Source organism: Salmonella enterica subsp. arizonae (genome assembly GCF_008692845.1).
GTDB classification, from domain to species: Bacteria; Pseudomonadota; Gammaproteobacteria; order Enterobacterales; family Enterobacteriaceae; genus Salmonella; species Salmonella arizonae.
This window is the reverse complement of record NZ_VXJW01000005.1, coordinates 44,678-58,387: the sequence shown is the minus strand read 5'-3', so window position 1 is coordinate 58,387 and position 13,710 is coordinate 44,678. Positions and strand designations below refer to the sequence as shown.

14 protein-coding genes are annotated in these 13,710 nt (G+C 49.9%); 8 read left to right on the top strand and 6 right to left on the bottom strand.

The window, feature by feature from the left end:
• Positions 1-12 precede the first annotated feature (12 nt).
• The 3 genes from F4V61_RS11120 to F4V61_RS11110 all read left to right on the top strand — a co-directional run bounded on the left by F4V61_RS11120 (position 13) and on the right by F4V61_RS11110 (position 2,607).
• The gene (locus tag F4V61_RS11120; RefSeq protein ID WP_024132026.1) at positions 13-1,077 is read left to right on the top strand and encodes a GGDEF domain-containing protein; all 1,065 of its coding nucleotides are present in this window, start codon (positions 13-15) and stop codon (positions 1,075-1,077) included.
• Between the two features lie 120 nt (positions 1,078-1,197).
• The gene (gene fhuF / locus F4V61_RS11115; protein WP_000331522.1) at positions 1,198-1,986 is read left to right on the top strand and encodes a siderophore-iron reductase FhuF; all 789 of its coding nucleotides are present in this window, start codon (positions 1,198-1,200) and stop codon (positions 1,984-1,986) included.
• Positions 1,987-2,148: 162 nt separating this feature from the next.
• The gene (locus tag F4V61_RS11110; protein WP_000058278.1) at positions 2,149-2,607 is read left to right on the top strand and encodes a YbaK/EbsC family protein; all 459 of its coding nucleotides are present in this window, start codon (positions 2,149-2,151) and stop codon (positions 2,605-2,607) included.
• A 16-nt stretch (positions 2,608-2,623) separates the two neighbouring features.
• Here F4V61_RS11110 and bglJ read toward each other — a convergent pair whose 3' ends face one another.
• Together bglJ and F4V61_RS11100 are read right to left on the bottom strand one after the other, a co-directional pair.
• Positions 2,624-3,298: a DNA-binding transcriptional activator BglJ gene (gene bglJ / locus F4V61_RS11105; protein WP_077946372.1), complete on the bottom strand. Its 675-nt coding sequence runs from the start codon at positions 3,296-3,298 to the stop codon at positions 2,624-2,626.
• Positions 3,247-3,984 (bottom strand): helix-turn-helix domain-containing protein, encoded by a 738-nt coding sequence (locus tag F4V61_RS11100; RefSeq protein ID WP_038397032.1) that lies wholly within the window; start codon positions 3,982-3,984, stop codon positions 3,247-3,249. Before F4V61_RS11100 ends, bglJ begins: the two co-directional genes overlap by 52 nt.
• Positions 3,985-4,688: 704 nt before the next feature.
• Between F4V61_RS11100 and F4V61_RS11095 the strand changes: the two genes are divergently transcribed.
• The 5 genes from F4V61_RS11095 (at position 4,689) to opgB (ending at position 9,895) form a co-directional block, all read left to right on the top strand.
• Positions 4,689-5,465, top strand: a complete 777-nt coding sequence (locus F4V61_RS11095) for a threonine/serine ThrE exporter family protein (RefSeq protein WP_001154816.1) — start codon at positions 4,689-4,691, stop codon at positions 5,463-5,465.
• Entirely contained in the window at positions 5,456-5,929 is a 474-nt protein-coding gene (locus tag F4V61_RS11090) for a threonine/serine exporter (protein ID WP_000511324.1), read from the top strand. The genes F4V61_RS11095 and F4V61_RS11090 overlap by 10 nt, the downstream gene beginning before the upstream one ends.
• A gap of 93 nt (positions 5,930-6,022) precedes the next feature.
• The gene (gene dnaT / locus F4V61_RS11085) at positions 6,023-6,562 is read left to right on the top strand and encodes a primosomal protein DnaT (RefSeq protein WP_000098571.1); all 540 of its coding nucleotides are present in this window, start codon (positions 6,023-6,025) and stop codon (positions 6,560-6,562) included.
• Positions 6,563-6,564: 2 nt separating this feature from the next.
• Entirely contained in the window at positions 6,565-7,302 is a 738-nt protein-coding gene (dnaC, locus tag F4V61_RS11080; RefSeq protein WP_000799920.1) for a DNA replication protein DnaC, read from the top strand.
• 301 nt (positions 7,303-7,603) lie between these two features.
• The gene (gene opgB / locus F4V61_RS11075; protein ID WP_001292735.1) at positions 7,604-9,895 is read left to right on the top strand and encodes a phosphatidylglycerol--membrane-oligosaccharide glycerophosphotransferase; all 2,292 of its coding nucleotides are present in this window, start codon (positions 7,604-7,606) and stop codon (positions 9,893-9,895) included.
• Between the two features lie 98 nt (positions 9,896-9,993).
• Here the strand turns inward: opgB and F4V61_RS11070 are convergent, their stop codons facing one another.
• From F4V61_RS11070 to F4V61_RS11055, 4 genes are read right to left on the bottom strand one after another with little or no spacing between them, the layout of a single operon-like run.
• Complete coding sequence (locus F4V61_RS11070) at positions 9,994-11,004, bottom strand: SIS domain-containing protein (RefSeq protein WP_038397033.1); 1,011 nt, start codon at positions 11,002-11,004, stop codon at positions 9,994-9,996.
• A 17-nt stretch (positions 11,005-11,021) separates the two neighbouring features.
• Positions 11,022-12,083 carry an SIS domain-containing protein gene (locus tag F4V61_RS11065; protein WP_000075412.1) on the bottom strand — a complete coding sequence of 354 codons (1,062 nt, stop codon included), beginning with the start codon at positions 12,081-12,083 and terminating at the stop codon, positions 11,022-11,024.
• 12 nt (positions 12,084-12,095) lie between these two features.
• Entirely contained in the window at positions 12,096-12,944 is an 849-nt protein-coding gene (locus F4V61_RS11060; RefSeq protein WP_000178061.1) for a PTS system mannose/fructose/sorbose family transporter subunit IID, read from the bottom strand.
• Positions 12,922-13,701, bottom strand: a complete 780-nt coding sequence (locus F4V61_RS11055; RefSeq protein WP_038397034.1) for a PTS mannose/fructose/sorbose/N-acetylgalactosamine transporter subunit IIC — start codon at positions 13,699-13,701, stop codon at positions 12,922-12,924. The genes F4V61_RS11060 and F4V61_RS11055 overlap by 23 nt, the downstream gene beginning before the upstream one ends.
• Positions 13,702-13,710: the final 9 nt, after the last annotated feature.

Sequence of the window (13,710 nt, the reverse complement as noted above, 5' to 3'; positions counted from 1 at the left end):
CGACAATCACACATGACAACACCATCCTGGCGATCGCTTCGTATTAAGAAGTATCAGTTTTCTTTACGTCTTTTCCTATTTCTCAACGCCGTATCGGCGCTGTTTACTCTTGTTTCCCCTCTTTATCATGTCAATATATTTTGCGCGCCAATGACAGGAATATTAGCCCTGAGTGCATTACTGTTGGCATGGCATGGGAAATATGGGCAAAAAAGGATTAATCTTCCTTTTATCTCCATACTTTTTGGAGGGCTGTGGGCGACGCACATTGCGCTAAAGTATCCGGCGTTAGGTCATTATGATTTCTCTTTTTTGCTGATTTCACTGCTTAGCGTTCTGTTTATCGGTTCAATAGCCTTTAGCGCGAATATCGTCGCATTTACGCTCTATGCACTACCGTCAGTCGCGCTCTGCCTGTGGCTGAACGGTAATGAACAGGGTTTGCGCATCCTCTATTTGATGGCCTTGCCGATGGTGGGAATTGCTATCCAGCATATTATCCAGAAACGCTACGATAACTTTGCCCAGCAGCTAATGTTTAAGCTGCTCGCCGAACGGGAAACCCTCAACAGCCTGAGTATGCTTGATCCATTGACCGGCTTATATAATCGCCGTGGCCTGCAAAGTCGGCTGGATACGCTACAGGCGCTGGACAGCCATGAACACTACGTCCTGCTATTAGATATCGATCATTTCAAAGCGTATAACGATCACTACGGTCATATGATGGGCGATCAGGCGTTAATTCGCGTCTCAGCGGCAATTCGGGACGCCGTGCGATCGCGCGATGTTGTCTGCCGTTTTGGCGGTGAAGAATTTCTGGTGTTACTGACCGCCACTGAGCCACAGCAGGCCCGCGCTACCGCAGAACGTATTAGACAGAAAGTATACGATCTTAAAATACCGCATATGTTTAATGAGAGCGTCGCCACCAATGTCACCGTCAGTATCGGCATTGCGCCACTGGCGGATCGCAATATCGGGGACGCTATCGAAAAAGCGGATAAAGCGCTCTACGAAGCCAAGCATCTTGGACGTAACCACATTCTGGTCAGCGGCGACTTGCACGCAATGTGAATCCTGATGACGTAATCGTACTACGCCGACAGCGTTAACCATAAACCGCTTGCCATCGTTTATCTCTATCGATATTATTAGAAATAATTATCATTTAGATTAACATCCTTAAATTGCGCTATGGCTTACCGTTCCGCACCGATTGCTGACGATATTATCTGGCGAGCCGCCCTTCAGCCGGAGGACGGCTCGTTGGCGGAAGCGGTACGCGAGGCGATCGCCAACACCCGTGAGCACCTGTTGGACTTCATCCGCCTTGATAAAACGCCGCCGCCAACAGCTATGACTCTCGCGCAGTGGACACGCCCAGCGACGTTCCGTTCATTGCTGGCCGCCTATTCCGATCACATCTACCGTAACACGCCAGGTCTTCCACGAGAGAATAAGCCATTACTTTCCCTGTGGGCGCAATGGTATATCGGGCTGATGGCGCCGCCGCTGATGCTGGCATTACTGACGCAAGCGCGCGCTATCAATGTCTCCGCAGAACATATTCACGTTGAATTTCATGAAACCGGACGCGCAGCGTGTTTCTGGCTTGATGTACATCAGGATAACCTGACAACAATGCGTTCCCCGGCAGAACGAATGGAAACGCTGATCGTCTCCGCACTACAGCCGGTCGTTCAGGCGCTGGAGACGACTGGCGACATCAACGCAAAACTTATCTGGAGCAATACCGGTTACTTAATCAACTGGTATCTGACTGAGATGAAGCCGCTGCTTGGCGAAGCCCTGTTGGCAACGCTACGTCAGCGTTGTTTTTTTGAAAAGCGGCTCTCTAATGGTCAGGATAACCCGCTTTGGCGAACTGTCGTGATGCGCGACGGTCTTCTGGTACGCAGAACCTGCTGCCAACGTTACCGCTTACCAGACGTACAGCAGTGCGGCGACTGCACGCTAAAATAAACCGCTTTACGTTGCTTTCAGTTATCGTCGCGGTTCCTTCCACTGCTTACTGTTGCTGACCTGTAACATTATTATATTTACAGCAACGCTCTCCTTATGACAAATTACGTTTTGCCATTTTTGGGCCTACCGCGGCTATTGATAAGGTCTCAGGAGAGAAGAATGAGTCTGCAATCTGTACGGCAATTTCTGGCCGATCACGCTCCCGATATTGAAATTATAGAATTAAATCAAAGTACAGCAACTGTCGAACTGGCAGCAAAAGCGCATAACGTTGAGCCCGGGCAGATAGCCAAAACGCTCTCACTTAAAGTAAAAGACACGATTATCCTTGTGGTCGCTAAAGGCGATGCCCGCATGGATAATAAGAAACTCAAAACAACCTTCGGCGCAAAAGCCCGTATGCTGAACAGCGATGAAGTGGTCAATGCAACCGGACATCCTGTCGGCGGCGTATGCCCTTTCGGGCTGGAACACCCGCTGCCCGTTTACTGCGACGTCTCTCTGAAGGGGTATAGCGAAGTATTGCCTGCCGCTGGCTCCACGCATAGCGCGGTACGCATCGCACCACAAAGAATGGCTGAACTGACATCAGCGACCTGGGTAGACGTGTGTCAATAACGTGCCCTGGCGCGGGTTATACCCGGTGCTGGAGTGCGGTACCATCTCCGACGCGTAGATACACCAGAATATCCGCCGCATCGAGTAATCCGGCATCAGAGCTCACACCCAGTTTGGACATAACATTAAACTTATGCGCCCGGATAGTCTTAATATTACGTTCCAACTGGACGGCGATTTGCGGCATTGAGTAGCCGTTCGACATAAAACGCAAAATCTCCCGCTCGGTTGGACTCAGCATACAATTCTGGTGAAACTCCCAAAGACTGTCTGTGCGCTCCGTCGTCCGCCTGGCACCATTAAGCGATGTGAATAAGGCATCCTGTAAAACATCCAATGGCGATGCCTTGCTGATAACCCCATCCAGCGGCAAGGGAGATAGAGCGCTGATTAAGCGAGCTTCACTATCATCATCTGCAATCACCAGACGCCGCATGTGGGGATAATTTATCGCCAGCTCCGTCAGGCAAGCTAATCCTGTCCGGCGTTCAGTTCTTAACGCAGAGAGAGAAAAAATAACGGCAGAAAACGGTGTCTTTAGCGCAGCCTTATAAAATGCGGACGGTTTTGAAAAAATATGAAGCGTATGTCGGCAATCCGGCATTGCATCAAATAACCCTTTAAAACCAACGTTGCTCATCACACATTTTTCGACGAGCGCAACATTTCTCTTGCTGATTCTGTTTTCCATTCCATGGTTTCTCCATATATCGAAGGTAGATTCAATTCTCTGGCTCCCTGAGAACTGTTTATCCATGCATACATCTCTGCATTACTGTGTATTGATAAGCGTCGCATGGCGCTATTTTTTTGGGCGCTAATTGTTTTATTACTTTTTTTAAGTAATGCCGCAATTTGGTTAATGCCCCACCCTTTCCCTAAAAGGCGTAATACTTTTCGTTCAGATAGCGTAAGGATAATAGGTTTGCTGCCGTGCTCCTGAATTTCAGACGGTACTTGAGGCGATAATAGCGTTTTGCTTATTCTTTCTGAATAAGCATGTCCCGCACGGATAACGCTGATAAGATTGTCGATCGGTTCTTCGTCTGAAAGCAGCGTGCTGACGGGGCCCATCAGGAGATCAACTGCATATGGATAGCAGGGTTTAGGAACCAGAAATACCCAATGTATGTCACGATACTGCGATAGTAAGCTATAAAAATATTCGCAGATAGCACGGGGAGAGGCATTGTTAACCGCTAAATCAGCGATAACTAAATTGCTTCGGCGTATCTGTAGCAGCGTCAGTTCTTCTATCGTACGGCAATACGCCAGTTTATAATCGGGGAAATTACCTGTTATAGCCCCTTTAAGGCCTTCCTGTATAAGGGGGATTTTACTGATAATAAGTCCATTTTTGCAGCATCCTGGCAGCATAACTCCTCCACACCCACACGTCCTCTTTTCATTGTTCCATTAATAAAAACCATCATTAATAATGAGCACAAAGAAATATTGGCCGAGTGAATTAATTATCCTCGTTTTATTTTTAGAGATATAACATTGATTGCGCTACAATCCACATAGCACAAAACATGAAATCACTATCGCATAGTTACTCATAAAAATAGAAACAAAACAATTAAATTAGCTAAATTTGCACATTAGTAATTCTAACGCAAATTATTATATTAATAAATTTAAAATATAGATTCGCCATTCATTCATATTGCGGCCCCCTAAAATAAAAGCCCAATAATGTCGACAGTTACCCATAAAAACCCGCGCTATACCTGCGAATTCCTCTATATGATGCCTATTTTACACCTATCGCTCATACCGCCGTTGTTAAACGATTCATGCATATCGTTAATAAAATTCACCATATAATTGATTCAAAAATGAACGGCCCGGCTGTCATAATGTCTCTATTCTGGAAACGGACATACGAGAACAGCCGCCCATGAAGGTATCCAGCCTGCGACGTGGCGCAAACCTCAAGAGGCTTATGCATTGTGGGTAGCATTTTCATCAACAAAAAATTGATCTTAACCAACGCCATCACACCTGCGCTTCGTGTTAAAAAGAAAGTTTCCGTCATAGTGATGGCGCATAAAATGTCTTTTCGGACAGGACGAGTCATGCAAGAAGAACAGTCAATTCAACGAACGGTAACACGATTATGTATTCAATGCGGACTTTTTTTATTGCAGCACGGAGCGGAAAGCGCGCTGGTCGATGAGCTTTCTACCCGCCTCGGTTTAGCGCTCGGTATGGATAGCGTCGAAAGCGCTATCTCCTCTAACGCTATTGTACTGACTACCATCAAAGACGGACAATGCCTGACATCGACACGTAAAAACCAGGATCACGGCATTAATATGCACGTCGTCACGGAGGTTCAGCATATCGTCATACTCGCGGAACATCGCCTGCTGGATTACAAAGGCGTGGAAAAACGCTTTAGCCAGCTCCGGCCGCTGCGTTATCCGCGCTGGCTGGTAGCAGTTATGGTTGGCCTCTCCTGCGCCTGCTTTTGTAAGCTGAATAACGGCGGCTGGGATGGCGCGTTGATCACCTTTTTCGCCAGTATGATAGCCATGTACATTCGTCAGATGTTGGCGCAACGGCATTTACATCCGCAGATCAATTTTTGCATCACCGCTTTTATCGCCACCACGATTTCCGGGCTGATGCTCACCCTTCCTGCCTTTAGCCAGACGCCGACTATCGCCATGGCGGCGAGCGTACTTCTGCTGGTACCGGGTTTTCCGCTGATTAATTCTGTCGCAGATATGTTTAAAGGGCATATTAATACCGGGCTGGCTCGCTGGGCTATCGCCAGCCTATTGACGCTGGCCACCTGCATCGGCGTTGTGATGTCAATGACAGTATGGGGGCTACGAGGATGGGTATAATCGACTTTTTCATGGCGCTAATGCAGGACATGATCCTGTCTGCGATCCCCGCCGTCGGGTTTGCGATGGTCTTTAATGTTCCCCACCGGGCGCTTCCGTGGTGCGCGCTACTGGGGGCGCTGGGTCATGGCTCACGTATGCTCATGATGAGCGCTGGCTTTAATATCGAATGGTCGACGTTTATGGCTTCGCTGTTAGTCGGCAGTATTGGTATTCAGTGGTCACGCTGGTACCTCGCTCACCCTAAAGTTTTTACCGTCGCAGCCGTGATCCCGATGTTTCCAGGGATTTCCGCCTATACCGCTATGATTTCCGCAGTAAAAATTAGCCATCTGGGTTACAGCGAACCGATGATGATTACCCTGCTGACAAATTTCCTGAAAGCCTCTTCCATCGTTGGCGCGCTCTCAATTGGACTCTCTGTACCGGGTTTATGGCTGTACCGCAAACGTCCCCGCGTGTAATCAGTGGAACGCCTTCCTGCTGTTCTTGCAGGTCTGTGTGGTACTATAAAAACAATCGCCCTTCTCGGTTGTTGTTCCATATTGAGAAACATTATGTCTTCCAGAATCTTAACGTCGGACGTCATCGGTATTGACGCCCTTTTACACGATCATCATGCCGTGCTGGCTAAGTCAACGGGCGGCGCGGTGGCGGTATTCGCTAATAATGCGCCTGCGTTTTATGCCGTGACGCCTGCACGTATGGCGGAACTGCTGGCGCTTGAAGAAAAGTTATCACATCCGGGAAGCGATGTGGCGTTAGACGCGCAATTTTATGAAGAACCCGAAACCGCCCACGTTGCAATTCCCTGCGGAAAATTCGCCATGTATCCCGCCTGGCAACCGGATGCGGATTTTCAACGCCAGGCCGCACTTTGGGGCGTGGCGCTCCGGGATCCTGTCACCGCAGAAGAGCTGGCGGCGTTTATCGCCTACTGGCAGGCGGAGGGTAAGGTTTTTCACCATATTCAGTGGCAGCAAAAGTTGGCGCGTAGCGTACAAATCAGCCGTTCCAGCAATGGCGGAATGCCGCAGCGCGACATCAATAGCGTCAGCGAACCTGACAATCATATTCCACCAGGTTTTAGGGGGTAACGATGAAAAATGTTGGCGACCTGATGCAGCGTCTACAAAAAATGATGCCTGCGCATATTACACCGGCGTTTAAAACGGGCGAAGAGCTGCTGGCGTGGCAGAAAGCGCAAGGTGAGATCCGGGCGGCGGCGCTGGCGCGGGAAAACCGGGCGATGAAAATGCAGCGCACATTTAACCGTTCCGGCATTCGACCGCTGCATCAGAACTGTTCGTTTGATAATTATCGGGTTGAGTGCGACGGGCAAATGAACGCATTGAGCAAAGCCCGGCAGTACGTTGATGAATTTGACGGCAATATCGCCAGTTTTGTTTTTTCCGGAAAGCCGGGAACCGGTAAAAATCATCTCGCCGCAGCTATTTGTAATGAGCTGCTGCTGCGCGGAAAATCGGTACTGATTATCACCGTGGCGGATATTATGTCAGCGATGAAAGACACGTTCAGCAATCGGGAAACCAGCGAAGAGCAACTGCTTAACGATCTCAGTAACGTTGATCTTTTGGTGATCGACGAGATCGGCGTGCAGACCGAATCCCGTTATGAAAAAGTGATCATCAATCAGATTGTCGATCGTCGTTCTTCGTCAAAACGTCCCACGGGCATGTTGACGAACAGCAATATGGAAGAGATGACGAAAATGCTCGGAGAACGCGTCATGGACCGTATGCGCCTCGGCAACAGTTTATGGGTCAATTTTACCTGGGACAGTTACCGCAGTAGGGTTACGGGTAAAGAATACTAGGACTCCTTTCTGGGCGAGGCGTCAGGTCATTTCTGGCGACACGCGCCCGGATCGCCGGATAAACGCCATGTTTTGGCGCTTTATCGCCCTGTATGGCGTTAACCTGATTTAACTCTTTATCTTTTCCGGTTATTCGCCGCTATGCTGGGAAGTGATGCCGATCAAAAAACCAACGTTCTAAACTAATTCTGAATCACAGCGCCATGTATTGTTATTAGAATTGCAGCAATATGGCATCGCCATTACATTGTCAGAAAAATTTTCCTGCCAGCCATAAGCCTGGTTTATTGAGGATCGTCAGTTGTCCGAGTTGCTCTCCGTCGCTTTATTTCTCGCCTCTGTGTTGGTATATGCCTGGAAGGCGGGCCGTAACACCTGGTGGTTTGCCGCCACTCTCACGGTGCTGGGGCTTTTTGTCATTCTGAATATTACCCGGTATGCCAGCGACTATTTTACCGGCGACGGGATCAACGACGCGGTGCTTTATACGCTCACGAATAGCCTGACAGGAGCGGGAGTCGGCAAATATATTCTGCCGGGAATCGGCATTGTCCTTGCGTTAGTGGGGGTGTTCGGCGCGCTGGGATGGATACTACGCCGCCGCCGTCACCATCCTCATCATGTTGGTTACAGCCTGCTGGCGTTACTGCTGGCGCTGGGTTCGGTCGACGCCAGCCCGGCGTTTCGCCAGATCACCGAACTGGTAAAATCACAAACGCGCGATGGCGATCCGGACTTTGCCGTTTATTATAAAGAACCGGCAAAAACCATTCCTAATCCAAAGCTCAATCTGGTCTATATCTATGGCGAGAGTCTGGAACGGACCTATTTTGATAATGACGCCTTCCCCAATCTTACGCCGGAACTGGGCGCGCTGAAAAATGAGGGACTGGATTTCAGCCATACCATGCAACTGCCGGGAACGGATTACACCATCGCCGGAATGGTGGCTTCCCAGTGCGGTATTCCGCTGTTTGCGCCGTTTGAGGGCAACGCCTCAGCGTCAGTGTCCAGCTTCTTTCCGCAGAATATTTGCCTTGGCGACATTCTGAAAAACGCCGGCTACCAGAACTATTTCGTGCAGGGCGCTAACCTGCGTTTTGCCGGGAAAGATGTGTTCCTGAAATCACACGGATTTGATCATCTGTACGGCGCCGAAGAGCTGAAAACGGTGGTGACGGACCCGTCTTATCGTAATGACTGGGGCTTCTACGACGATACGGTGCTTGATGAGGCATGGAAGAAATTTGAAGCGCTTTCCCGCTCCGGCCAGCGGTTTTCGCTGTTTACGCTGACCGTGGATACTCACCATCCGGACGGGTTTATTTCACGCACCTGTAACCGTAAACGCTACGATTACGACAGCAAGCCCAACCAATCCTTTAGCGCCGTAAGTTGCAGTCAGGAAAACATCGCCAGGTTTATCAACAAAATCAAAGCGTCGCCGTGGTTTAAAGATACCGTTATCGTCGTCTCTTCCGACCATCTGGCGATGAATAATACGGCATGGAAATACCTGAATAAGCAGGATCGCAACAATCTGTTTTTCATTCTGCGCGGCGATAAACCGCAACAGGAAACGCTGGCGGTCAAACGCAATACGATGGACAACGGCGCAACGGTGCTGGATATTCTCGGCGGCGATAATTTTATCGGTCTGGGACGCAGTAGCCTTTCTGGACAGTCGCTGTCGGAAGTGTTCCTGAACGTAAAAGAGAAAGTGCTGGCGATGAAACCGGATATTGTTCGACTGTGGAATTTCCCGAAAGAGATGAAAGCGTTCACTATCGATCAGGACAAAAACATGATCGCATTTTCCGGCAGTCACTTCCGTCTGCCGTTGCTGCTGCGCGTGTCGGATAAGCGTGTTGAGCCGTTACCGGAAAGCGAATACTCCGCTCCGCTGCGGTTCCAGTTGGCCGACTTCGCCCCGCGCGATAATTTCGTCTGGGTCGATCGCTGCTACAAAATGGCGCAGCTATGGGCACCGGAGCTGGCGCTATCTACCGACTGGTGCGTCTCACAGGGGCAGCTTGGCGGCCAGCAAACCGTACAGCATGTCGATAAAACGCAGTGGAAAGGCAAAACCGCGTTTAAAGATACGGTGATTGATATGCAACGCTATAAAGGCAACGTCGACACCTTAAAGATTGTCGATAACGATATTCGTTATAAAGCTGACAGCTTTATCTTTAATGTTGCAGGCGCGCCGGAGGAAGTGAAGCAGTTTAGCGGCATTTCCCGTCCGGAGACCTGGGGACGCTGGTCAAACGCGCAGTTGGGCGATGAAGTCAAAATCGAATATAAAGCGCCGCTGCCGAAAAAATTTGATCTGGTCATCACCGCCAAAGCCTTCGGCGACAATGCGAATCGCCCGATTCCTGTACGCGTAGGCAACGAAGAACAGACGCTGGTGCTGGGTCATGACGTGTCTACCACCACGTTGCATTTCAACAACCCGACGGACGCCAGTACCTTAGTGATTGCGCCGCCCGTTCCCGTCTCCACCAACGAGGGTAATATTTTGGGCCATTCACCGCGCAAACTGGGGATCGGGATGGTGGAAATCAAAGTGGTGAACGCGGAAAGTTAAACTGCGCAAACCAACGCTGGATGGAGATGCTGACGTGTCTTATCATGCCTACAAACGTAGGCATGATAAGGCGTTTACGCCGACATCCGGCACAGGGGTTAATACTCAAACTGGCGATAGTAGCGGCGGATATCCAGACTATGGCCGGTATACTTCTCAAAGTGCGCCGCCAGTCGGTCAACTAACAACGTTGAAACAACGCACGGCGCCATAATCCAGCGGAACGCCTCGTCAACACCTTCCAGGGCGTATTCTTGCGGGTCAATCACCACCAGATTTTCGGTAATGTTACTGGCAAAGCGCTCAACGCGTTCATCCAGCGAGCGGCATTTTCCTTCTCCTTTCACCAGAATAAGCGGGACGTCTTTTTCCAACAGTTCCAGCGCGCCGTGGAAAAATTCCGCAGAGCTGACGGGGCGTGTACGCTTCCATTGCATCTCTTCCAGGATGCACATGGAGAACAGATAGACTTCACCCCACATCTCCGCGCCGCCAACCCACATCATATACTCGCTATTGAAATAACGACTAGCGATAGCGTCCGCCTGTGGATCGAATTTTTGTTTGGCATTAAGCAGATTCGCCGGCAGCGTTTCCAGTTGGCTGGCGAAGCGATCGTAACTGGCGAATTCGTTATTGCGCGACAGCACGCGGAAAAATAACCAGTACAGCAGCATATATTCATATTCCACGCCATTTTTGTGGCGCATCGGAATATGCCAGGTCGCCGCCTGCGCCAGCGGAGAGTCCGCATTTTTGGTAATGGCGACCACGCGTATTCCCTGCGCTTTACACCACTCGGCGATCGCTACCGATTCTTTGGTATCGCCGGATTTAGACAGCGTAACAACCACAGAATCTTTATTAAGCCGTTTATTTCCTTTATGAATTAATTCTGCCGCCTGCTCAATATAAACCGGCAGTGTCGTTAATTCTTTGGCAAATTCATTAATTGCCATCATTGGCGCCAGTGAACCGCCAACAGAAGCGAAAAATAAAGAACTGAACCCGGCCTGATAAATCTCGTCAGCAACCTGTTCTGCCTTCTGGCGCGCAGCGATGATCTCACGAGCACTCGTCAGGTACTCGTCCTGATTAAAACCCAACATATTTTTCTCCTGATTGTTCAGATTTTACTTTTTAAAACGCGATCGAAATCGTCAAAAATGCGCACGGCAAGGTCGATGCCTTTCAGCGAGGCGATATGAAACGCCATGAGCTGTACCGGCACAATCAACAGCAATGGTGAAAAATGGTGATCAACCGCCACATCCAGCGCGAGCGTCTGGTCATCTTGCGCCGCCTTCGCCAGCGTGAGGGTAAAGGTTTTGGCGACTGCAGGCGTCATATACTCCCGAAGCGCTCTGGAACGCGCGTCGGGCCGGTCCTCAAAAAAGAACATCACGTGTTCCGCATTGGCTTCCAGATACGGGCCGTGCATATAGGCCTCCAGCTCAAACCCGCTTGAGGGAACGCGCACCGTCTCGGTAAATTTGGTTTCAAATTCTTTTGCCACCCCGACCAGCGCGCCATAACCTATCGCCACAAAGCGTGTCCCGTTTTGCAAAACAGCGCGGTGTTGACGAATAAACGCTTCCGTGCGCGCGATAACCAACGGCAGGGTCGCCGCAATGCGCTGAAGCTGCGCCTCATACTCCTCGACCTGTGATTCAGTCAGACACTGCTGCCGACGGGCAATTAACAACGCAATAAGCAACAGATTCAGTACCGTCGCGCTAAATCCACGAGTGACAAACCCGACAGACTCAATCCCGGTCAGAATATCCAGCGGACAATCGCTGGCCTTGCCAAGCGGACTTTGCGGATCAGCGGTCAGAGCAAATACCGGACGCCCCAGATCCTGGACTTTACGCATCGCCTCCAGTGTAGAAGCGCTTTTCCCGCTCTGAGAGATAGCGATAACCATATCGGCTTGCGGATCGCTATTTTCGTAATGGCTAAAAGTGTACGGCTCTTTAATATCAACAGTGATGCCGCAATATTCAAAAAAATATCGCGCGCAAAATGCGGCATTCAACGACGAGCCGGTGGCTAATATCAGGATTCGTCGTAACGGTTTTTGGCTGACGAACCGCGATACTTCGTCCAGCGACTGGCGATGGCGGCAAATAATATTCGCCAAGACATCAGCCTCTTCGTTGATATAGGTCAGCATGGTTGGTGACATGATTTATCCCTCTTAAAATAACCCTATCCAGGAACCGAAAATCCCCACCAGAGCAATACCGCCAATAATGGTTAACGGCTTGACCTTTTTCCCCAACAGCCAGTACACAATGGCGAAACTAATTAACGGCAGCAGACAAGGCATAATGTCGTTAATAATGTCCTGAACATGGGTTTTCGCGTCTCCTGTACCAAACGTAATGGGAATGGTGATATCAATCATGGAGGCTGTCATCGCGCCAACAACCATCAGACCGATAATCGACGCGCCATACGTTAAGCTCTCCATCATTCCGCTTTGCTGAATACGTTGCAGCACGCCGGTTCCCAGCACATAGCCCCAGCGGGTAAAGAACCAGCGGGCCAGAATATGCGGCACGTTAAACACCAGCAGAAATAAAATCGGCCCCAGAACATTGCCTTTCAGCGCCAGGCTGGTGCCGATACCGGTGGCGATAAGGCGTAATGTTCCCCAGAAAAAAGAGTCGCCAATACCCGCCAGCGGCCCCATCAACGACGCTTTGACGTTATCGATAGAACTGGCGTCCATCTCTTTCTGCTGGCTATTTTTCTCCTCCATCGCCACGGTAATACCGAGGATCAACGTCACAATGTGCGGCGTGGTATTAAAGAAAGCCAGATGGCGTTTTAACGCTTCAGCAAGATCTTCTTTGCGGCTATACAGTTTCTTTAATACTGGGATAAGCGTATAGACGAACGCCAGGTTCATTTGCCGTTCATAGTTCCAGGAAAACTCCATCTGGAAAGAACGCCAGAAGACGCGGCGTAAATCACGCGCGGTGACCAGCTCTGTGTTTTCCGCCTGTTGGCGGTCTTTATCAGAAATCATCTTCATCGTCATGAGACGCTCCTTGCGCGGGGGCTGGCTGTGAGGCCGCAAGTTTTGGCATATTGACCATCACGACGGCGACAATCGCGCCGAGAATCGCAATACCCGTCACCGGTATTTTTAAATACGCCATTAATATAAAACCGAGGAAAAAATACGGGGCAACTTTTTTATTAATTAATAATCGAGCCAGCATGGCAAAACCCAGCGCGGGAATAATACCGGTGGCAACACTTAAACCATGTTTAATAAATTCCGGAATGGCATCCAGAAAACCTTTAACCACATTCACGCCCGCTAAATAAGAGACCGTGACGATAATCCCCAGCGTCAGCGACAGCCCAATACCGGAGATTAAATGCATACGCTCGATGCCCCTGGTATTACCGACTTCAGCGTAAGCATCAGCTTTATGACAGAGTAACGGAATAAACATTCCGTTATAGATATTTTTCACAATTAACGCCAGCGTCGCGATAGGCAAACCTAATAACAGCGCAGTTTCCGTTCCGGCACCGGAATTAATAGCAAACGCCACGCCTAAAATACCGCCAGTGACCACATCCGGCGGCAGCGACGCGCCCACCGAAAAGGAACCGATAAACGCCAGCTCCAGCGTCGCGCCCATCACAATTCCGGTTTCCATATCGCCCAGCACCAACCCGGTTAAGAGTCCGGTCACGATAGGTCTGGAGATCAGCGATGTCCCTAATGCATATTCCGACTGGGCGATAAACGCCACCAGCCCAAGTAAAAGCGCCTCTACCATACTATATCC